The following is a 19,683-nucleotide window of genomic DNA, read 5'->3' on the forward strand; positions in this document are numbered from 1 at the left end:
CCTGGTGGGGAGCTGCGGTCTGGGGTGGGTGCCGCCGGAGCGTGTCCGGTGAGCGGTGGCAGGTGCTGGACGGGGCTGTCAGTACTTGATCCACGTCGTCTTGAGCGCGGTGTACTTGTTGAGGGAGTGCAGCGACAGGTCCCTTCCGAAGCCGGACTGCTTGAACCCGCCGAAGGGGGTGACGAGGTTGAGGGCGTCGACGGTGTTCAGCGAGACCGTGCCGACCCTGAGCCGGTCGGACATGCGGTGTGCGCGGGAGAGGTCCTGCGTCCAGACCGACGCGGCGAGCCCGTAGACGGTGTCGTTCGCCAAGCGCAGTGCCTCGTTCTCCTCGGTGAAGCGCTGGACGGCGAGCACCGGGCCGAAGATCTCCTCGACAGCCAGCGCTGAGTCGGCGGGGACGCGGTCGAAGATGGTGGGTTCGATGAAGCTGCCGCGGCCGTCGACCTGGACGCGGTCGCCGCCGTGCAGCAGGCGGGCCACGGTCCGGCCGGCGTCGATGTACGCCTGGACTCGGTCGGCGTGCTCGCGGTCGACCATCGCTCCCATGGTGGCGGCGGGGTCGAGGGGGTCACCAGGCTTGATGTTCGCGGCGCGCTCGATGATCCGTGCCATCAGGTCGTCGGCGATGGAGTCCTGCACGAGCAGCCGCGAGTTGGCGGAGCAGACCTCGCCCTGGTTGGAGAAGATGCCGAAGCACGCCATTTCGGCGACCTCGTCGAGGTCGCGGGCGTCGGCGAAGACGATGTTGGGGCTCTTGCCACCGCACTCCAGCCAGACCTGCTTGAGGTTGGACTGGCCGGCGTAGCCGAGGAGCAGCTTGCCGACCTCGCCGGAGCCGGTGAACGCGACGCAGTCGATGTCCGGGTGCAGCCCGATCGCCTTGCCGGCTTCCTCGCCGAAGCCGGGGATGACGTTGAGCACGCCTGCCGGGATGCCCGCCGCCACGGCCAGATCGCCGAGCCGGAGCGCGGACAGCGGGGACTGCTCGGCGGGTTTGAGGACCACGCTGTTGCCCGCCGCGAGCGCGGGGGCGAGCTTCCACGCGGCCATTTCCAGGGGGAAGTTCCAGGGCACGATGGCTCCGACGACGCCCAGCGGCTCACGGCGGACCAGGGCGAGGTTTCCGGGGCCGGTCGGCGCCACCTCGTCGTACAGCTTGTCGATGGCTTCGGCGTACCAGGCGAAGACGGCCGCGGTCCCGGGCACGTCGATCGTGTCGGCGTCGGCCACCAGCTTGCCCATGTCCAGGGACTCGGTGAGAGCGAGCTCCTCCTGGTTCTCGCGGATGAGATCGGCGAGACGCAGCAGGGCGGCTTTGCGGTCCTGGGGGTCCGCGCGCGACCAGTCCCCGCGTTCGAATACGTCCCGGGCCGAGCGGACGGCCTCGTCGACGTCGGGCGCCTCGCATCGGGCCACCTGCGCGATGGTCGCGTCGGTGGCCGGATTGACCGACGAGAAGGTGCGGCCGGAGATGGCCGGTCGGCGGATCCCGTTGATGAAGGCGTTGCCGTCGGGAGCGAAGCCCTCCGCGAGCTTGGTCCACTGCTGGTAGGTGTTCGCAGCCGTCATGCCTGGGCCTCCGGTGAAGCGGTTCGCGTGGTCACGCCCTGAGCCGGACAGAGGGGAATGCCGGACATGTAGATCTCCGTACGGCGGCGAACGGGGCGATGAATAGACAGAATCAGCATCATGAGCCCACCTGTAAAGCAGATATTTCAGAACAGCGTCATCTCTTTTGGTGATGCAGTCGCTGGTGTGTGGCGGCGGCCCGCGAAGCGGGACCATGTTACGATTCCGCATCGGCGTATCGCCGCAGGGGCCCATCAGGCCGGCCCGGCACGCATCGGCAGCTCGGCCGCCCGGCCCCGTTTCTGCGGCGGAAGCTCTACCTTCCGACTGCGGTAACCGGCTGCGGCTTATGCCATGCACCCCGGCTGCATGCGAAGAACAGGGGAATGGGATCGCAAACGTCTATTGGACAGGGGGGATCCGCTGGCCCGACGGTTATGGCACTTTCGAGCCATACGTTGAGTGGAGGGCCGTCCCATGACCCAGGTTGAGGTGCCTCAACGCCTTGAAGACAAGACGATCCAGCCGATCCCGCCGTCCGAGCGGCATGGCAGCGCCCGGGACCTGTTCACCATCTGGTTCGGTTCCAACATCATGGTGCTCACCGTCGTCACCGGAGCGCTAGGGACCGCTGTCTTCAAGCTGCCGCTCTGGCTGACCGTCATCGGCATTCTCGTCGGCAACCTTCTGGGTGCCGTGCTGATGGCCCTGCATTCCGCGCAAGGCCCCCGGCTCGGTGTCCCGCAAATGGTGCAGTCACGCGGCCAGTTCGGAAGCTACGGGGCGCTGCTGATCACCACGCTCGTGGTGTTGATGTACATAGGGTTCTTCGCGTCGAACCTGATCCTGGCCGGCCAGTCGCTCGTCGCCGTAGGCCTTCCGGTCGGAACGAGCACCGGCATCGTCGTCGTCGGCGTGGTCGCGGTGATCGCCACCATCTTCGGATACGACCTGATCCACGCCTACACGCGCATCATGACCTACCTTTCCGGGGCCGCCCTGCTCCTCGCCTTCGTCTGGATCGTCGCCGTGCACGGCCTCCCGGCGGGCTTCGCTTCCCACGGCACGGTCAGCATCGCCGGTTTCATGGGAACGGTCACCGCGTCCGCACTGTGGCAGGTCGCCTACGCCCCATACGTGTCGGACTACTCGCGCTACATGCCCGCGGACACCGGCGCCCGCCCCGCCTTCTGGTCCAGCTACGCCGGCTGCTCACTGGGCTCCATCCTTCCGATGATCCTGGGAGCGATCGTCGGCGTGGCCGTCGGCGAGGACGTCGTCACGGGACTCGACCAGCTCACCGGGCCCGTCGGGCCGGTCATCATCCTGATCTTCTCGCTCGGCATCGCCGCCACTAACTCCATGAACCTCTACTGCGGCGTGCTGTCCACACTCACCGTCGGGCAGACGTTCGCACCGGCCTGGTCCCCGGGACGATTCACCCGGGCCATCACCGCCACCGTCCTGTTCGCCCTGTCACTGATCGCGGCGCTGGCGGGCCAGGACAACTTCATGGCGAACTGGCTCAACTTCATCACCCTGCTGATGACCGTGCTCGTGCCGTGGACGGCCATCAACCTCGTCGACTACTACCTGCTGCGCCACGGCGACTACGACGTCGAGTCGTTCTTCCGCGCCGACGGCGGCATCTACGGGCGCGTCAACGTACCCGCGGTCTCCTGTTACGTCATCGGCGCCGTCATCCAGCTGCCCTTCGTGTCCACGACCATGTACACGGGGCCCGTGGCCACCGCGTTGGGCGGTGTGGACCTGTCCTGGATCGTCGGGCTGGCGGTCATCAGCCCCCTCTACTACTTCTGGGCCAAGGCTGCGATGCAGCGCTCCGCCGCCGCTGTGCCGTCGTCGGCGCTGGCCTGATCAGGAACAGTGAGGCGTCTGTGCCGCAGTGTCCCGGTGGCACAGACGCCTGCGGTCTACAAGCTCTCCCGTACTCCCTCGGGCCGGGCTGTAACGGAAACCAGGCTCAACCTCGGCCGGCTGCCGTCGGCCGCCTGGGCGTCGCGAAGGAACTCCTCCCACCGACCCTCATACCGGCTGCAGTCGCTCAGCGTATGGCGGCTCCACCGGCACGCCCCTACCTCGCGCTGACTACCGGGATCGGGGCCGACCGACGACCTGCGGCTTCATCGACAGGCCGATCCCCCGCAGCAGATCAACCACAGCCTGAGCGCGCATGGTCTGTCGGACGCCGCCCATCAGCGCGATCGTCACATCAAGATGCGGATGGTCGTCGCTGAGCTCCAGCGAGACGACATTCCTGCCCGCGTAGGTCTGGCTCGTGGCCGGCCGCTGATTGAGGACCGAGTACCCGAGCCCCTGAGCGACGAGGGACCGCACCGTCTCATAACTCTGCGTCCGGTAACGGATGTCGGGGGCAATGCCCGTCGCGGCGACCAGAGCCCGGAAGTAGTCCCGACTGTAAGGAAGATCAAGAAGAACCATCGGTTCGGCTGCCAGCTCGGACAGCTCCACCGTTTTGCGATCCGCCAGCCGGTGCGCTTCAGAAACGATCACGTAGGCCGATGCCTGGGCGATGATGTCCCGGTGCAGTGCGGGATTGGCTGACATGCCGAGATCGTAGGTGAGCGCGAAATCGATCTTCCCGGTCTGCAGCGCATGAATCAGCTGTTCTGCCTCCGCCTCCACCACGTTGAGCTCGATCCCCGGATGTCGTTCGCTGCAGGCAGCGAACAGCGCAGGCAGGTAGTACGGCGCCAACGTGACAAAGCAGCCCATCGTGACAGGGCCGGCCAGGGAACCGCCGCTGCCGCGGGCTTCTGCCTCCACATCGAGTGCGCGAGCCAGAAGCTCGCGGGCCTGGTGCTGTAGGCGCTCGCCCGCCGAGGTCAGGGTCAGCCCCCGGGACCGGTGGCGGATGAAGAGCTGGACCCGCAGCTCGTGTTCCAGGTTGGTGATGGCAGACGACACGGCAGACTGCGCGATACACAGCTTTTCGGATGCCGCCGTCATCGACCCACATTCAGCGGCAGTCACGAAGTAGCGCAACTGGACAAGAGTGAAGCCAACTGGCGGTGTCATAGCGGACCCTTGCATCTGATATTGAGGCGTGCCTACCAGATTAAATCGTGCAAGCAGATTACAGCGGGTACGCGGGACGTTCGCGAGAGGTCCGGCCGATCAGGGCGTGGGATGGCCCGTCAGCGCAGCGGGGCTGGTGAGGGTGCGAAGTTCCGCCTCGGTGAGCAGCGCGCGTTCGCGCACCAGGTCGAGCGCGGGCCGGCCGGTGCGGTGCGCCTCCAGCGCGATGGCGCAGGCGGTCTCGTAGCCGATGGCGGGGCTCAGCGCGGTCACCAGCCCGGTCGAGGCCGCGACGCTCTCCGCGAGTCGTTGTCGGTTGGCGGTGATGCCGCGCACGCACTTCTCGGTGAGCACGGTGATCCCCGCGGCGAGGTGGTCCAGGCCCGCGCTCAGACTCCGGTAGATGATCGGCTCGAAGGCATTGAGCTGGAGCTGTCCCCCCTCCGCGGCCAGCGTCACGGTCACGTCGTTACCGATGATCTCGAACGCGATCTGGTTGACCGCCTCGGGAATCACCGGGTTGACCTTGCCGGGCATGATGGACGACCCGGCCTGGCGCGCGGGGAGGCTGATCTCGCCGAGACCGGCCTGCGGCCCCGACGACAGCAGTCGCAGGTCGTTGCAGATCTTCGAGAGCTTCACCGCGACGCGCTTGAGCACCCCGGACAACTGCACGAACACACCGACGTCCTGGGTGGCCTCGATCAGGTCGGGCGAGGACACCAGTGTCGGGATGCCCGTCAGCCGGCGCAGGTGCTCCACCGCGAGCTGCCGGTAGCCGGGGCGGGCGTTGAGGCCGGTGCCGATCGCCGTGCCGCCGAGGTTGAGTTCGTGCAGCAACATCCTGGCCTCCGCAAGGCGCTGCTCGTCCTCGGCGAGGGTCGCGGCGAACGCCGCGAACTCCTGGCCCAGCGTCATGGGCACGGCGTCCTGCAACTGGGTGCGGCCCATCTTCAGCACGTCGGTGAACTCCGCCGCCTTGCCGGCGAAGGCCTCGCGCAGCCCGGCCAGCGCACCGAGCAGTACGGCGAGGTGTGCGTCCAGGGCCAGTTTGACCGCGGTCGGGTAGACGTCGTTGGTGCTCTGCCCGAGGTTGACGTGGTCTAGGGGGTGCAGGACGGTGTAGTCCCCGCGACGTCGGCCGAGCAGTTCCAGGGCGCGGTTGGCGATCACCTCGTTGGCGTTCATGTTGGTTGACGTACCGGCGCCTCCCTGGATGAGGTCGACGACGAACTGCTCGTGCAGCGCCCCGTCACGGATCTCCGTGCAGGCGTCCGCGATCGCCGACGCAAGATCCGCATCCAGGGCCCCGACCTCCGCATTGGCCGCGGCCGCGGCCTGCTTCACGGCGGTCAAGGCTCGTATCAGGTGCGGGCGGGCCGACAGCGTCTCGCCCGTGATGGGGAAGTTGACCACCGCACGCACCGTGTGCGCACCGTAGTAGGCCTCGCCCGGCACTTCGACACTGCCGAGCATGTCGTGGTCCCAGCGAGAAACCGGGCCGGTCTCGCCGTGCGCGCCGGCACGCTGGGCCGCTGATTCTGCGGACATGATGTCCCCAAAGAGTCAAGAGATGCAGGAAAGCGGGAAGGGGATGAAGGGGATGAAGGGGATTGGAAACGGCCGGGACGTCTGACAGGCACTCCGGACAGGGCGTGACGATCAGGCAGAGGCCGGACAGCGCGCGGCCGTGGGCCACGGCGATCGCAATCCGGTGGCCGCAGGCCGGGCCGTCCCCCGTCGGATCCCCGCGGCACGGGAGCCCGCCACTCGTGTCCCGGACCAGGACACGGTCCGCACAGAGGATCGCCGGGACCGAGTGCCCGCCGACCGGCCCCTCGAACCGGCCGGTGGTGATCATGGCCGGACCGGCCCCGGACCAAGGCCTGCCTAGGGCCGGCCACGGCGTGCGACGAGGCATCGTCGCAACCGCAGCCTCGGTCACGCTGCTCCCGTAGCCGCCACGCTGCGGTCCACACCGGTCCAAGCCAGCGCGACCGCACCGTCGAGCAGGGCCCGCTCGGCCTGCCCGCCCACGCAGAACGCGGCGAACTCGTGCTGGTGGTTGGTGGCCGGCAGGGAGCCGATCCCGATGTAGGGGTGGATGGCCGGAACCACCTGCGAGACGTTGCCCATGTCGGTGGAGGCGCGGTTCATCCGGGCCGCCTGGCCAGGCGGGGCGAACTCGCGTCCCAGCGCGAGGGCGTTGAGCCGGTAGTGCCGCAGTGCCGTCTCGTCGGTGCGGAACTCCGCGTACGGCTTGCTCTCCGGCTCGATCTCCAGCTTGCACCCGGTGGCGAGGGCCCCCGCCTCGAAGGCTCGCATGACCCGCGGTTCCAGCTCGGCCAGTTCGGCGAGCGTCTCCGCCCGCACGTACCACCGTCCGCTCGCCCGCTCGGGGATCGCGTTCGGAGCGTCCCCGGCATGGGTCACCACGCCGTGCACCCGGGCCGAGGCCGGCAGCTGCTGGCGCAGCAGCCCGATGGCGACCTGTGCCACGGTGAAGGCGTCCGCCGCGTTGATGCCGGCCTCGGGATAGGCGGCGGCATGCGCGGACTTGCCCGTGTAGGAGATCTTGGAGTGGCTGACCGCGAAAGGGCGGGCCTCGGCGACGTCGACCGGCGCGGGGTGGACCATCATGGCGAGATCCGCGCCCTCGAAGGCGCCTCGGTCGAGCATCTCGATCTTGCCGCCTCCGCCCTCCTCGGCGGGAGTGCCGTAGACCTCCACGGTCAGCCCCGCGTCGTCGGCGACGGCGGCCAGCCCGAGTGCGGCGCCGATCGAACTGGCCGCGATCAGGTTGTGCCCGCAGGCGTGGCCGAGGCCGGGCAGCGCGTCGTACTCCGCGCACAGCGCGATCCGGACGGGCCCGCCGCCGAATCGGGCGTAAAACGCCGTCTCCAGCCCCAGATAGGCGGAGGTGACGGCGAATCCGGCACGGTCCAGCAGCTCCGGCACGGCGGCCGCCGCCCGGTGCTCCTCCCAGGCGGTCTCCGGATCCGCGTGCAGCCGCTCGGACAGGGCGGTCAGCTGCTCCGCGTGCCGGTCCACCTCGCGTCGGGCGGCCTCCTTCAGCGCGCCCATCACAGATCGCCCGGAACGCCGTACGAGGGTGCCGAGGCCGGGTCGAGACCGCGCCGCACGTAGTCGTCCCGCTGCGGCAGCCACACGTCCAGGTGGGCAGCGAGTTGTTCGATCGGATCTTCTGCCCAGTCCACACGCAGGTCCGTCACACGCCAGTCCACATCGGCGACGACCGCGAGGCCCGCAGAATGCACCGGCCCCTCTTCACCGCCTTCTGCGACCGCGGCGCGCAGGGCGGAGATCAAACGCTCCTCCAGCTCGCCCGTGGCCGCGAAGTAGGCGTCGAGGAGGACATCGGGGATGTGCGCGCCGGCCAGCATGTTGCCCGCCGCGACCGCGCCGTCCGCGGTCGCCGACGCGTACTTGCCGAGCGTTCCGGAGCCGCTGAAGGCGTATCCAGGACCCGAGCGCCCCAGAACGGTCAGCTGCCGGTACTCGATGGTCGGCACGTTGCGGGACGCGCCGGTGACGTCCGCCAGGGCGCGCTGCGCGTCGCCGTGTTCGGTCAGCCGCTCCAGAAGCTCGGTGCCGAGGGTCGGGTTGGTGACGTTCTGGGAGGCGGCGGCGCCCACCCCGGGCTTGAGGTGTGCGCACCGTGCGGCGACCGCGGGGCTCGACGAGCTGACCGCGATGCCGAACCGCGCCCCGTCGCGGACCACGAGGGAGAAGGTCATGACCGCTCCTGTGCGGGGATCACGGCGATCGCATCGATCTCGCACAGCCACTCCGGGCGGGCCAGGGCGGACACCACCAGGCCGGTGGAGATCGGGTGCACGCCCTTGGTCCAACGGCCCACCGTGCGGTAGACCGCCTCGCGGTAGCGCGGGTCGATCAGATAGATCGTCAGCTTGACCAGGTGTTCCATACGGCTGCCCGCTTCTTCGAGCAGCATCTTGATGTTGGCCATGGCCTGCTCGGCCTGCGCCTCGGCGTCGCCGATGCCGACCGACTCGCTGGTGTCCAGGTTCTGGCCGATCTGGCCCCTGACGTAGACGGTGTCCCCGGCGACGACGGCCTGGCAGAGGTCGTTGTCGAGGTTCTGCTCGGGATAGGTGTCGCGGGTGTTGAACGGCCGGATCCGGGTGTGCCCGCCGGCGACGATCGGGGCCTTCACCTTGTGGCCCTCGCTCGTGGACGTCATGGTCTGCTCCTGTCCTCAGCTCTTCCGGGCCGCCGGCACAGCGGCGGAGGGGGTGGCGGCGGTGTCATACGCGAGGTAGCCCCGCTGGGTGGTGATGTGGTCGGCGACGTACCGAGCGTCGTGCCAGACACCCCAAATGAAGCTCGACCCGCGCCGGGACAGCCAGGGCAGGCCCAGGAAGTACACACCGGGCTCGGAGGACACACCGCGCCGCTGGTCGGGACGGCCGTGCTCGTCGAACGCGTCGACCTCAAGCCAGCCGTAGTCGGCAGCGAAACCGGTCGCCCAGACGATCGAGGTGACCCCGGCTTCGGCCAGGTCGAGCTCCAGCAGCGGGTTGCTCACGCACTCCGGGTCCGGCCCGAGGATGTGCGCCTCCGGTTCCTCGGGGAGGTAGAGCCCGTTGCGCTCGACGTACGCGTCGGCCGCCTGCAGCAGTTCGAGGTACTTGGCGTCGCCGGCCGCGATGTTCTCGGCGAGGTCGGGCGCGAAGCGCAACACGCCGCTGTGGTAGGACGCGGTCAGACCGGCCAGCTGGATACCGTCGGCGGCCAGGGCGCGGAAGTCCACGGTGTGGCCGCCACGGGCGCCGCTGACCGCGATGGTGACGTGCTCGGCACCCTGCGGGGGCGTCTCCGCGTCCCAGCGGCCGAGCACGCCCAGCCACCAGCAGAAGTCACGTCCGCGGTACTCGCGGGGAGGACGGTCGTGAGGACCGACGGAGAGAAAGACCCGGCGACCGGACCGGCACAGCTCGTCGGCGATCTGGACCCCCGAGGAACCGGCTCCGACCACCAGGACCGCGCCCTCAGGTAGCTGCTGCGGGTTACGGTATCGGCTGGAGTGGATCTGCACCGGGACGGTACCGTCCGGGACGATCGGCGGGATCACGGGCCGCTGGAAGGCCCCGGTCGCGGCCACGACGAAGCGCGCGTCGATGACGCCCTCCGACGTCTCGACCCGGAAACCGGGCCGGCCGGCGTGCCTGCGCACCGAGGTCACCTCGACACCGCACCGGATCGGGGCACCGATCTTCTCGGCGTACGCGACGAAGTAGTCCGCGACCTGCTCCTTCGAGGCGAAGCCGTCCGGGGCGACATCGGAGAACTCCAGCCCCGGGAACCGGTCGTGCCACGCGGGTCCGTTCGCGACCAGGGAATCCCACCGCTCCGACCGCCACCGCTCAGCTATGCGGTGCCGCTCCAGCACGATGTGCGGCACGCCGCGGGCTCCCAAGTGTTCACTCATTGCCACGCCTGCCTGGCCCGCCCCGACGACGACTACGTCGGTCTCTTCACTCGGCATATCAACCTCCACTCAGGCGGTAGGCCGTTGCGGTGTCGAGTCGACCGCGCTACCGCACGAGAAATCCTCTGGCGCGCCCGAAATTCTGTCCAACAGATGTTTTCGTTATAGGGGATCTGATTTGCAGATCCAGTGCTGGGAGACAGGGCGCTCCAGCTCGGTGCGGGTGATGCCGAGGCCGCGGACGGCCCCCACCCCAGGCTGACGTCGGCTCGCACGAGGGCCACCATTTCGGGTGAGTGGCACCGGACACCCTCAGAGCGACGTCGAGAACCCGGCCAAAGAAGGGGGAAGGGGGCCTTTCATCGTGGAATCCGTCTCGGACTGCTGGGGAATCGAGATCCTCCGAGATCCCGCCGGCTGCATCGTGTGGTCCCACATCCGACTACGGAATGATCGGGGCGCGTAGTCGACTTACCGGTTCGGTGCCGCCTACTTTCACCCGGGCCCGTACGTGTCGCTTGGGGAGATTCGGGTGCGTCATACGCTTGTCGCGTGCCTGAGCTCATCGAGGTGGAGGACGCCGCCGACCGGCGGCTGGCCGACTATGTGCGGCTGCGGGACGTCGAGTTGCGGAAAAGTCTGGAGGTCGAGCGGGGGCTGTTCATCGCGGAGGGGGAGAAGGTCATCCGACGGGCCGTCGCGACCGGGTATCCGGTCAGGTCGGTGCTCACCACCCGCCGCTGGCTCCCCGGGCTCGCGGACGTCCTCGGTGGCGCGCGCGTCTACCTCGTCCCTGACGATGTGATGGCGGGCATCGCGGGGTTCGCCGTCCACCGCGGGGCCCTCGCGTCCATGGCCCGGGTGGAGCTTCCCACAGTGAAGGCCCTGCTCACAGGGGAGAGCGCGGGCGGCGGGCGGGACCTGGTGGCGGGTCCAGGCCCTGCGGAGTCCGTGGCGGGTTCCGATCGTGCGGCGTCCGTGGCGGGTACGGGCCATGCGGCTTCCGCAGGGACACCTCGTCGGGTTCTGGTGCTGGAGGATCTGGTCGATCATGGTAACGTCGGCGCGATCTTCCGGTGTGCCGCCGCGCTCGGGGTCGAAGCGGTGATCTTGTCGCCCCGGTGCGCCGACCCGCTGTACCGCAGGTCGGTAAAGGTGTCCATGGGCGCGGTGTTCGCCGTCCCGTACGCGCGCATGACGAACTGGCATGCCGGACTGGCCGAGCTGCGCGAGCTGGGCTTCCGCACGCTCGCGCTCACCCCCGACCAGACAGCGACGGCGATCGACGAAGCCGTCATGGGGGCGCGGGTGGCCCTGCTGCTCGGCTCGGAAGGGGACGGGCTGTCGTCGCGGTGGCTGCGCGAGGCGGACGAACCCGTCTGCATCCCCATGAGCCCGCAGGCCATGGGCCTCGGCGTCGATTCCCTCAACGTGGTCGCGGCTGCGGCCATAGCGTGCCACGGCCTGATGCGCGACCTCCCCGCCTAGTTCCCTCCTGGCGGTGTGATCGTGAGCGTGCGCTGGGTCGGTCGCCGTGTGGGATTCGCCGTACATGTCCCGCCGACGCGGCGCCGATGGAGTGCCGACCCGGCAGCTGAGAGGGGAGTGTTGCGGCGGGTGGGAAGTGGGCGTGGTGAACGGCTCCGCTCCTCGGTACGGGCTTCCTGGAATCCTCCTTTCGTCGACTGTCGACGGAATCGTGTCGGCGATCGTTCCCTCCGGTAACGGTTGTGTCGGCGCCCCTGTCCGCGCGGCCCGTCGAACGGCGTGCGCCGCTCGCGGACGCCGAGGTCGGCGGCCGATGGACGGGCTCTGCGGCCTTTCCTGGTTCGCGTCACCACGCGCAGACGATCCCGTTATCCTCGCGATCATGGCTTTTCAGTCCTATTCAGTAGAATCTCCGAGTCAGGAGATCCCCGAGGCGCCGCAGCCCGCGGCTGCGCGGCCCTCGGAAGAGGAGTCGCAGGAGCAGGGCGACACTGGTGTGCTCTACCTGCTCGAAAAGGTCGGCTCCGTCGTAGTCCCGCTCGGCGTGACGCTGTACGCGCTGCTCTACATGGGCTACCAGGGCATGTACGCGGTTTTCGGCATCACCCCCGAGCAGGCGGGCATCGACCAGTCCGTGCTGCTCGGCCGGCTCCTGGGGACGATCCTGCCCCTGCTGATCCTCGCGGCGATCGTCATCGGGGTCATCGTCAGCCTGGGCTGGCTGCTCAACCTGATCACCCGTGGTCTCGTGCGCCGGGCGGCGCAGCGGATCAGGCGGCAGCCGTGGATCGTCGCCGTCATCGCCGCGGCGTGGGCGGGCGCGTCCTATCTGGGGTGGATGTACTTCAGGATCGCCCTGGACGCCGCCGACCCCACCGCGAAGGTGCCGGTCAAGGCAGGAGACGTGATCATCGCGGCCGGGATCGGCGTGCTGGCGTACGTCGTGCCCTTCCGGCTGCTGCGCCGCAAGCCGGTCGGCCGGGCGGGGCTGAAGGTGCTCGTCGGGGCGCTCACCGGGATCGGCCTCGGCTACGTCCTCATGATCCAGATGATCTACGGTTCGATCGAGGTTCTGCAGAAGGGCGAGTCCACCGTGGTCCTGGACGCGGTCGGCTTCCAGACGCAGTGGGCCAAACTCCAGGACAACGAGGGCAAGCCCCTGTACGACAGCCGCTGGATGATGGTGCTCGGCGAGCACGAGGGCGGGTACGCGATCTACGACTGCGACAAGGCGCAGACGTTCCGCAAGTTCTCCGAGAGCACGATCTTGAGCGAGGTCCAGATGTTCTCCCCCGACCGGGAGAAGGGCTTCACCTGCGGTAGCCTCGCCGAGTAGGGCGTCACGCGCCTGCCCGGGCCGAGCGCCGGTCAGCCGATGTAGGCGCTGCTCGGCCTCCCCGCGCAGGTTCGCCGCCATGTAGAGCTGGAACTTCAGCACCACCGGCTCGTACACCAGCAGGAGCTGCCGGTGCCCGGCCAGGGCCACGAGCGCGACGTGGAACCGCCGGTGGCAATCGTCCCCGGCGGCGCGGGTCGCCCCTCTCGGCCGCCGACGCCATGCCGTCCAGCGCGTCGGCCATTGCCGTCCGATCGGGACGGCCCGCGCCGCCGGGGACGATACGACCAGGCCTCGCGCCGTTGGACAAACTGTCTCAGACATCACAGGCACGCCGCGCGCCGGCCAAGGTTCACCGGCGCGGACGTCAGACTGCGGCCGCGGCGGCGGCGCTCGCGTCGAGCAGTGAGCGGGCCGTGCGGTAGCGGGCGGCGTCGCCCGTGTCGCCGAGGATCGCGCCGATGTAGGTGTGCCCGTCGCGCTCGGCCGCGAGCATCAGGCAGTACCCGGCGGCGCGGGTGTAGCCCGTCTTCAGGCCCTGGGCGTCGTCGGGCAGCAGCCGGTTGGTGTTGCGCCAGACGTGCCTGCGGTGGGCGGACGTCTTCTCGACCGCGTGCAGCTCGGTGGCGGCGATCTGGATGATCACCGAGTCGGACATGACGGCACGGGCCAGCGTGACCTGGTCCACGGCCGTGGAGTGGTCGCCGCCGGACTGCGGGAGGCCGTCGGCGTTGGTGTAGAAGGTGTCGCGCATGCCGAGGTCGCGGGCGGCGGCGTTCATCTTCTTCACGAAACCCTTGACCCCGGGCCCGTACCTGCGGGCCAGCGCGTTGGCGGCGTCCGCGCCCGAGGGCAGGAGCAGCGCGTACAGCAGGTCGCGGACGGTGAGCCGCTCGCCCGCCTTCAGCCCGGCGTGGGTGGCGTCGTTGGCGGCGGCGTGCCGCACGTCGGCCTTGGTGATCGTCACCACCGCGTCCAGGGGCGCGTCCCGCCGCACGACGTACGCCGTCATGATCTTGGTGAGGCTGGCCACGGGGACGCGCCGGGTTTCGCGGCGCGCGAACTGCACGGTCCCCGTCGTCGCGTCGACCAGGTAGACCACCTTGGCCGTCACCTTCAGCGGCGCCGTCACTTTCGGCGGCGCCGTCAACGTCGAAGGCGCGGTCGCGGGGGCGGCGGCGCGGGCCGGGACGGCCAAGCCCGTCACGGCGAGGAACGCGACCAGGAGGAACAGGGTCACCTTGCTGCGCATTCGCATATGATGGCACGCCCTCCCGTACCTGCGGCCGACTGCAAGTAGACGGCAAGTAGGGAGCAACCGCCCTGGCGTACACATTTGAGTGAGCGAAAGGGGGGGATCATGAGGACGCGGAGGGGCCTGACGCGCGCGGGCGGCCTGGTTCCGGCGATGGCGAGTGGTGCGGCCACCGTGTTCAAACTGATCGTCGCCAGCCTCGCCCTGACCGGCGCCTACTTCGGGGCCGTCGCGGCCCAGGGCGACGGGCGGCCGGGCGTGGCCGCCGGCGAGGCCCCGGTCAGGACCGTCATGCTGTCCTCGCGGGCGATGCCCGTCCAGGACGCGCACGTCCCCAAGCCGGGCATCGTCAGCGTGGGCCTGTCCGAGACGGGCGAGGGCTGCCGCCGCGTCTACCACGTGCAGAGCGTGATCGACCCGGGCTCGGCCGGCGACCCCGTCGTCTACGACTGGCGTCTGGCGCGCTGGAGCCCCTCCACTCGCACCTGGAAGACCTACCTCTTCTCCGGGACCGCCGGTTTCATGGGCGCGCGGCGCACGGTCGAGTGGTACCCCCACGTCGTCGGCAACCCCGGCTGGTACCGCGTCGAGTTGGCCGTGCGCGACGGCGTCGAGGACGGCGCCCCGCTCTCCAAGGTGGTCGGTGAGAGGTTCAGGATCGCCTGCTGAGACCCCGGCTCACCCGGCGTTCACTGGGAGCCGAGCGCCTTACGCGCCGCCGTGACCCACCGGGGGATGCCGACCCGCTCGGCCACCGCCAGCGCCTTCTGGTAGTGCCCGCGCGCCTCGGCGGGCTGGCCGAGGTGCATCGCGAGGTCGCCGAGCGTCTGGGCCACCGGCCACAGGGCGACCACCCCGGTGCCCGCCCCCGCGATCCGGTCGGAGAACGGGCCGAGCGTCGAGTAGGCGTCCTGCATGCGGTCGCGGTCGCCGAGCAGCATGCCCGCCAGCGCCCGCCACGTCATGGCCAGCTCGTACAGGAAGTCGGGACGGACGGGCGTCCGCGTGACGGCGACCGCGCGGGCGTCCTTGATATGGCCCGCTGAGGCGAGCGCGACCGCGTAGGCGTCCAGCGTCCACTTGGCGCCGCGCCGGTGGGCCTCTTCCAGTGGCTCCACCATGTCCGCGGCCTTGCCGTCCACCAGGTGGAGGCAGAAGGTGGCGATCAGCGGCAGGTCCTGGCGGCCCTCCAGCATGCCCGCCCGCGCGGTGAGCCGGGCCGCGTTGCGGTAGGCCCCCTCGGCCCGCGCGTAGTCGCCGCTGATCATCATGCGCATGCCCGCGTACCAGGCTCCGACCGCCGACGGCGCGGGCAGGTCGTACTGCTTGGCCAGCCGCTCGGCCGCGCCGATCCGCGCGTCGGCCTCGGCGAAGTCGCCGCGCGCCGCCGCGCACTCCATCAGCACCAGGTGGGCCAGCGCCTGCACCGCGATCTGCCCGGACGCGGCGCCGACCTCCAGCAGCTCGCGCCCGATCGCCTCGCGCTCGTCCACGACCGTGATCACGTACGACTGGCGCAGCCGCCCGCTCAGCGCGACGGCGAGCAGCGCCGGGTCGCCGCTCTGCCGGGCGAGCTCCTCGGCCTCCAGGGACGCCTCGTACCCGCGGCCGGTCGCCGACCCCTCCAGTTCCAGGGCGAGGGTGGCCAGCAGGCTGGCGCGCAGGGACTGCTCGCCGGGCGGCAGCTCGATCAGCGCGCGCTCGGTGACGTCGACGATCTCCCAGGCCGTGCGGGTGAAATCGCGGGCGATGCCCTTGTGCGGCACGGCCACCGACGCGGCGACGCGCGCGGTCAGCTCCAGGTCGCGCAGCGGCAGCGCGGCGTCCATGGCCTCGCGGCGGTGGGCCCGCGCGGCCGTCATGTCCCCGCACAGTGCCAGCGCCTTGATCAGGCGGAGCTGCAGGAGGATCCGCTCCTTGGACGCCGGCCGGCCCGGGTGGGCGCGGTCGAACGCGGCGATGGCCCGCTCCCACAGCGTCGCCGCCTCGCGGTGGGCGAAGCGCCGCTCGGCCTGCTCGGCGGCCAGCCCCGCGTACCGGACGGCCTTGGCGGCGGTCTCGGCGGTGCCGGCGGCGTCGTAGTGGTGGGCGAGCGCCGCGACGTCCGACGAGGACCGGCTCTCGATCACCGAGGCGACCGCCGCGTGCAGGCGCGACCTGCGCAGCCGCGAGGCGTCGGAGTACAGGGTGTCGCGCACCAGATCGTGGTCGAAGCGCAGCATGCCCGGGCCCGGCTCGGTGACCAGCCCGGCCAGCAGCGCGGCCTCGACCGCGTCCACCACGGCCTCTTCGTCGCCGGAGACGTCCACCAGCACGTCGATGTCGACGTCCCTGCCGATCACCGCCGCCTGCAGGAGGATCTGCTGGGCCGTCACCGGCAGGCGGGTGATCCGCCGGCGCAGGACGTCGCGCACGCCCGAGGGCACCTCGGAGATCACCTCGGCGGCGGTGGCGCGGTCGCCGGTGGCCTCGGAGTCGAGCAGGCGCACGGTCTCGCGGACGAAGAACGGGTTGCCGCCGGTGCGCTCGATGATCGTGCTGACGGCGTCCTCGTCCACCTCGCGGACGCAGGTCGCCCGGACGAGCTCGGCCACGGCGTGCTCGTCCAGCCCCTCCAGGCCCACGCGGACCGGGCCGAGGCGGGCGAGCGCCGCCAGGACGTCGGACTGCTGGTCGTTCAGCTCGCCGTCGCGGCAGGTGACCACCAGCAGCACCCGGCTGGCCGCGAGCAGGCTGGGCAGGGCGCGCAGCAGCGCCAGCGTCTGGTCGTCGGCCCAGTGCAGGTCCTCCAGGACGATCAGCACCGGGGCCTCGCGGGCGATGCCGGCGATGTAGCCGCCGACCGCGCGGTGCAGCCGGAAGCCGCCGGACGCCTGGTCGTCGTCGGCGGCGGGCGCGGCGTCGTCCAGCAGGGGCGCCAGCAGCGGGCCGTACTCGCCGGTGCCGCGCGCGGCGGCCAGGGTGCGCAGCACCTCGACCCAGGCCCAGCCGGGCGGGGTGGCGCTGCTGTCCGGGCAGCCGCCCGAGGCGGTGGTCCAGCCCTGCTTGCCCAGCTCCAGGCCGAGCTGCACGACCAGCGTGGTCTTGCCGGCGCCCGGGTCGCCGCCCACGACGGCGGCGGTGAACCGCCCGGCCAGCGCGTGCGGCGCCGCGCCCGTCAGCCGGGCCAGCTCGGCGTCGCGGCCGACGAACGGCTCGGGCGTCAGGGGCGGCATGTCGCCGGTCGGGCTCTCCGGGCGCGGTGGCCAGGTACCGACCGGCTCGAAGCGCGGGCGCTGGGGGACCGTCAGTTCCAGGGACGGGTCCTGCGAGAGGATGTCCGACTCCATCTTGCGCAGCGCGGGGCCGGGGTCGATGCCCAGTTCGTCGGCCAGCGTCGTGCGGGCACGGCGCAGCGCGGCCAGCGCGTCCCCCTGCCTGCCGCAGCGGTAGAGGCCGAGGGCCAGCAGCCGCCAGCCCTCCTCGCGCAGCGGGTGCTCGCCGGTCAGCGCCTCCAGGTCCGGCACGGTCTCGGCGTGCAGGCCGAGGCGCAACCCCGCGTCCGAGTGCCGCTCGCGGGCGACCAGCCGCAGCTCTGCCAGCCTGCTGACCTCAGCCTCGGCCCACTGCTGCTCGGCGAAGTCGGAGTACGGCGTGCCGCGCCACAGGCCGAGCGCCGTCTCCAGGCTGGAGCGCGCCGCCTGGGGGTCGTCGTTGTCGAGGTACTTGCCCGCCGAGCGGACCATCGCCTCGAAGCGCAGCGCGTCGACCTGGTCGGGGGTGCTGCGCAGCGCGTACCCGGAGGCGACGGTGACCAGCAGCCGGTTGGGGCCGCCGCGCGGACGCCCCGGCTCCAGGACGCGGCGCAGGCGGGAGATGTAGACCTGCAGGCCCGACTGGGCGCCTTTGGCGCCTTCGTCCGTCCACAGGTCGAACAGCAGCGTGTCGACCGGGACGACCTGCCCGCGGGCGACGAGTAATCGGGCGAGCACGGCTCGCTGGCGTAGCCCGCCAAGGTCGAGCTCGCCATCGTCGTCGTACGCCTCGACGGGTCCAAGCACGCGGAACGTCACCATGTCAGCCGCCACGCTATGCGTGCCCGTCCAGCACGCACAAGCTATTCGCCAAGGCACGCCTTCCTTCTCATGCCCGCCCGCTATGGGCTTCCTCATGCCCCGCCCGCTGTGGGCTTCGCGATCACGCCGCTGCTGAGGCTATCGCTTCCAGGGACTCCCGGGCGCGACGCGGGCGAGTGGGCCCCGCTCCAGGGTCTCAGCTCCGGGAGGCCGGCTCGGGTGACCGGCGGGCGCCGGACGCGGCGTCGCGCCGCCGCAGCAGGGACCACGCCCCGAGCGCCAGCCCGCCCCAGGGGATCTCGATCGTGTACGTCCAGAAGCCGAACAGGATGGCGGCGGCGGTCGCCGAACTCGCCGGCTCGCCGAAGGCGATCAGCAGCGAGGCCGTGCCGCCCTCCATGATGCCCGCGCCGCTCGGGGTGATCAGCGCGCTGGTGAGCACCCGGCTCACCGCGAACACCGCGACGGTCTCGGCGGGGCCGGGGTAGGCGCCGGTGGCGACCAGGCAGGCCGCCATGATCAGGCACTGGAACCCCAGGAACGCGATCATGCCGAGCGACAGGCCGAGGGACCCCCGGCGGACGATCTCGGCGGTGTCGGCGCGCAGGCGCTGGATCGCGCCCGAGGCCGCGTGCTCGGAGGGGCGGACGCGGCGCGGGAGCAGCCGCAGCAGGCCGTCGAGCAGCCGGCCGAGGACGACGGCGGCACGCTCCCAGTACAGGGCGGAGGCCACCACGGCCACGAGGATCAGGATCGACGTCGCCCCGCCCCAGGCGGCGCTGACGACCCGCTGGTCGGGGATGCGGCCCGCGATGAGCAGGGCGATGATGCCGACGGCCGGCAGGATGAACCGGAACAGGGTGTTCCACACGCCGGTGACCACCGCGTACACGACGACGGGACGGGTGGCGAACCCCCAGCCCTTGGTCATCCCGAACGTCAGGGCCAGGCCCGCCGCGCCGCCGAAGGGCAGCAGGTTGCTGACCGCGCTGCCGGCGGCGTTCAGCGTCAGGGCCTGGAGGTGGGTGAGGCCCGGTAGCGCCGAGGTCATCACGAACGTGTAGGCGTACAGGCTGGCCAGCCACAGGACGGCCATCAGCAGGATCATCGGCCAGCTCATGGCGGCGAACTGGGAGCCGATCTCGTGCCAGCTGACGTTGGCGCCGGTCAGCGAGTGGACGATCTGCGGCAGGAACACCACGAGCAGCACGGCGAGCGCCAGCGAGACCAGCGAAAGGCCCGCTTTGACCCACTTGCCCCTCATCTAGGTGCTCCCTTCCGTCCGTATGGACCTATCACGTCCCCTGGCGTCCCCGTCCGGCGGCCCCCCAGCGGCCTCCCGTCCCCCTCAGGCGGGACGCCCACCGCCCCGGACGGCGACGCGACCTCCAGTCTGTTGCGGACCGCCCGCGGAGATCTCATCCTCGAGAAGGATTTCGCCCTC

At 70.6% G+C, this 19,683-nt stretch carries 14 protein-coding genes; 4 read left to right on the forward strand and 10 right to left on the reverse strand.

Annotation, left to right across the window (positions count from 1 at the left end; genetic code table 11):
• Window positions 1-78 precede the first annotated feature (78 nt).
• A complete protein-coding gene (locus tag AB0H21_RS06720) occupies window positions 79-1,572 on the reverse strand; it encodes an aldehyde dehydrogenase (RefSeq protein WP_358512795.1) in 1,494 nt (497 codons plus the stop codon).
• Between the two features lie 477 nt (window positions 1,573-2,049).
• Here AB0H21_RS06720 and AB0H21_RS06725 point away from each other — a divergent pair, with 477 nt between their 5' ends.
• Window positions 2,050-3,450: a cytosine permease gene (locus tag AB0H21_RS06725; protein WP_358512797.1), complete on the forward strand. Its 1,401-nt coding sequence runs from the start codon at window positions 2,050-2,052 to the stop codon at window positions 3,448-3,450.
• 231 nt (window positions 3,451-3,681) lie between these two features.
• Here AB0H21_RS06725 and AB0H21_RS06730 read toward each other — a convergent pair whose 3' ends face one another.
• The 6 genes from AB0H21_RS06730 to AB0H21_RS06755 all read right to left on the reverse strand — a co-directional run bounded on the left by AB0H21_RS06730 (window position 3,682) and on the right by AB0H21_RS06755 (window position 10,162).
• Window positions 3,682-4,647: a LysR family transcriptional regulator gene (locus tag AB0H21_RS06730; protein ID WP_358512799.1), complete on the reverse strand. Its 966-nt coding sequence runs from the start codon at window positions 4,645-4,647 to the stop codon at window positions 3,682-3,684.
• An 84-nt stretch (window positions 4,648-4,731) separates the two neighbouring features.
• Complete coding sequence (locus AB0H21_RS06735; RefSeq protein WP_358512801.1) at window positions 4,732-6,183, reverse strand: aspartate ammonia-lyase; 1,452 nt, start codon at window positions 6,181-6,183, stop codon at window positions 4,732-4,734.
• Window positions 6,184-6,573: 390 nt separating this feature from the next.
• Window positions 6,574-7,716 (reverse strand): M20 family metallopeptidase, encoded by a 1,143-nt coding sequence (locus AB0H21_RS06740; RefSeq protein WP_358512803.1) that lies wholly within the window; start codon window positions 7,714-7,716, stop codon window positions 6,574-6,576.
• Window positions 7,716-8,390 carry a DUF1028 domain-containing protein gene (locus tag AB0H21_RS06745; RefSeq protein ID WP_358512805.1) on the reverse strand — a complete coding sequence of 225 codons (675 nt, stop codon included), beginning with the start codon at window positions 8,388-8,390 and terminating at the stop codon, window positions 7,716-7,718. Before AB0H21_RS06745 ends, AB0H21_RS06740 begins: the two co-directional genes overlap by 1 nt.
• Entirely contained in the window at window positions 8,387-8,857 is a 471-nt protein-coding gene (locus AB0H21_RS06750) for a RidA family protein (RefSeq protein WP_358512807.1), read from the reverse strand. Before AB0H21_RS06750 ends, AB0H21_RS06745 begins: the two co-directional genes overlap by 4 nt.
• 15 nt (window positions 8,858-8,872) lie before the next feature.
• Window positions 8,873-10,162, reverse strand: coding sequence for an NAD(P)/FAD-dependent oxidoreductase (locus tag AB0H21_RS06755; RefSeq protein ID WP_358512809.1), 1,290 nt, complete (start codon window positions 10,160-10,162; stop codon window positions 8,873-8,875).
• Window positions 10,163-10,657: 495 nt separating this feature from the next.
• On the opposite strand from AB0H21_RS06755, the gene AB0H21_RS06760 reads away from it, so the two are divergent.
• Together AB0H21_RS06760 and AB0H21_RS06765 are read left to right on the forward strand one after the other, a co-directional pair.
• Window positions 10,658-11,593, forward strand: a complete 936-nt coding sequence (locus tag AB0H21_RS06760; protein WP_358512811.1) for an RNA methyltransferase — start codon at window positions 10,658-10,660, stop codon at window positions 11,591-11,593.
• Window positions 11,594-11,975: 382 nt separating this feature from the next.
• A complete protein-coding gene (locus tag AB0H21_RS06765; RefSeq protein ID WP_358512813.1) occupies window positions 11,976-12,929 on the forward strand; it encodes a hypothetical protein in 954 nt (317 codons plus the stop codon).
• Window positions 12,930-13,296: 367 nt separating this feature from the next.
• Here AB0H21_RS06765 and AB0H21_RS06770 read toward each other — a convergent pair whose 3' ends face one another.
• Complete coding sequence (locus tag AB0H21_RS06770) at window positions 13,297-14,181, reverse strand: serine hydrolase (protein ID WP_358512815.1); 885 nt, start codon at window positions 14,179-14,181, stop codon at window positions 13,297-13,299.
• A gap of 108 nt (window positions 14,182-14,289) precedes the next feature.
• Between AB0H21_RS06770 and AB0H21_RS06775 the strand changes: the two genes are divergently transcribed.
• Entirely contained in the window at window positions 14,290-14,853 is a 564-nt protein-coding gene (locus AB0H21_RS06775; RefSeq protein WP_358512817.1) for a hypothetical protein, read from the forward strand.
• A gap of 20 nt (window positions 14,854-14,873) precedes the next feature.
• Here AB0H21_RS06775 and AB0H21_RS06780 read toward each other — a convergent pair whose 3' ends face one another.
• Together AB0H21_RS06780 and AB0H21_RS06785 are read right to left on the reverse strand one after the other, a co-directional pair.
• Window positions 14,874-18,239, reverse strand: coding sequence for a BTAD domain-containing putative transcriptional regulator (locus AB0H21_RS06780; RefSeq protein ID WP_358512819.1), 3,366 nt, complete (start codon window positions 18,237-18,239; stop codon window positions 14,874-14,876).
• A gap of 196 nt (window positions 18,240-18,435) precedes the next feature.
• Window positions 18,436-19,503 carry a lysylphosphatidylglycerol synthase domain-containing protein gene (locus AB0H21_RS06785; protein ID WP_358512821.1) on the reverse strand — a complete coding sequence of 356 codons (1,068 nt, stop codon included), beginning with the start codon at window positions 19,501-19,503 and terminating at the stop codon, window positions 18,436-18,438.
• Between the last annotated feature and the right edge of the window lie 180 nt (window positions 19,504-19,683).

This window comes from Sphaerisporangium sp. NPDC051011, assembly GCF_040653595.1.
Taxonomy (GTDB): domain Bacteria; phylum Actinomycetota; class Actinomycetes; order Streptosporangiales; family Streptosporangiaceae; genus Sphaerisporangium.

Bases quoted from the DNA above. Each gene is read 5' to 3' on its own strand.
- AB0H21_RS06720 (WP_358512795.1), bottom strand. From the start codon at position 1,572: ATGACGGCTGCGAACACCTACCAGCAGTGGACCAAGCTCGCGGAGGGC.
- AB0H21_RS06725 (WP_358512797.1), top strand. From the start codon at position 2,050: ATGACCCAGGTTGAGGTGCCTCAACGCCTTGAAGACAAGACGATCCAG.
- AB0H21_RS06730 (WP_358512799.1), bottom strand. From the start codon at position 4,647: ATGCAAGGGTCCGCTATGACACCGCCAGTTGGCTTCACTCTTGTCCAG.
- AB0H21_RS06735 (WP_358512801.1), bottom strand. From the start codon at position 6,183: ATGTCCGCAGAATCAGCGGCCCAGCGTGCCGGCGCGCACGGCGAGACC.
- AB0H21_RS06740 (WP_358512803.1), bottom strand. From the start codon at position 7,716: ATGGGCGCGCTGAAGGAGGCCGCCCGACGCGAGGTGGACCGGCACGCG.
- AB0H21_RS06745 (WP_358512805.1), bottom strand. From the start codon at position 8,390: ATGACCTTCTCCCTCGTGGTCCGCGACGGGGCGCGGTTCGGCATCGCG.
- AB0H21_RS06750 (WP_358512807.1), bottom strand. From the start codon at position 8,857: ATGACGTCCACGAGCGAGGGCCACAAGGTGAAGGCCCCGATCGTCGCC.
- AB0H21_RS06755 (WP_358512809.1), bottom strand. From the start codon at position 10,162: ATGCCGAGTGAAGAGACCGACGTAGTCGTCGTCGGGGCGGGCCAGGCA.
- AB0H21_RS06765 (WP_358512813.1), top strand. From the start codon at position 11,976: ATGGCTTTTCAGTCCTATTCAGTAGAATCTCCGAGTCAGGAGATCCCC.
- AB0H21_RS06770 (WP_358512815.1), bottom strand. From the start codon at position 14,181: ATGCGCAGCAAGGTGACCCTGTTCCTCCTGGTCGCGTTCCTCGCCGTG.
- AB0H21_RS06775 (WP_358512817.1), top strand. From the start codon at position 14,290: ATGAGGACGCGGAGGGGCCTGACGCGCGCGGGCGGCCTGGTTCCGGCG.
- AB0H21_RS06780 (WP_358512819.1), bottom strand. From the start codon at position 18,239: ATGGTGACGTTCCGCGTGCTTGGACCCGTCGAGGCGTACGACGACGAT.
- AB0H21_RS06785 (WP_358512821.1), bottom strand. From the start codon at position 19,503: ATGAGGGGCAAGTGGGTCAAAGCGGGCCTTTCGCTGGTCTCGCTGGCG.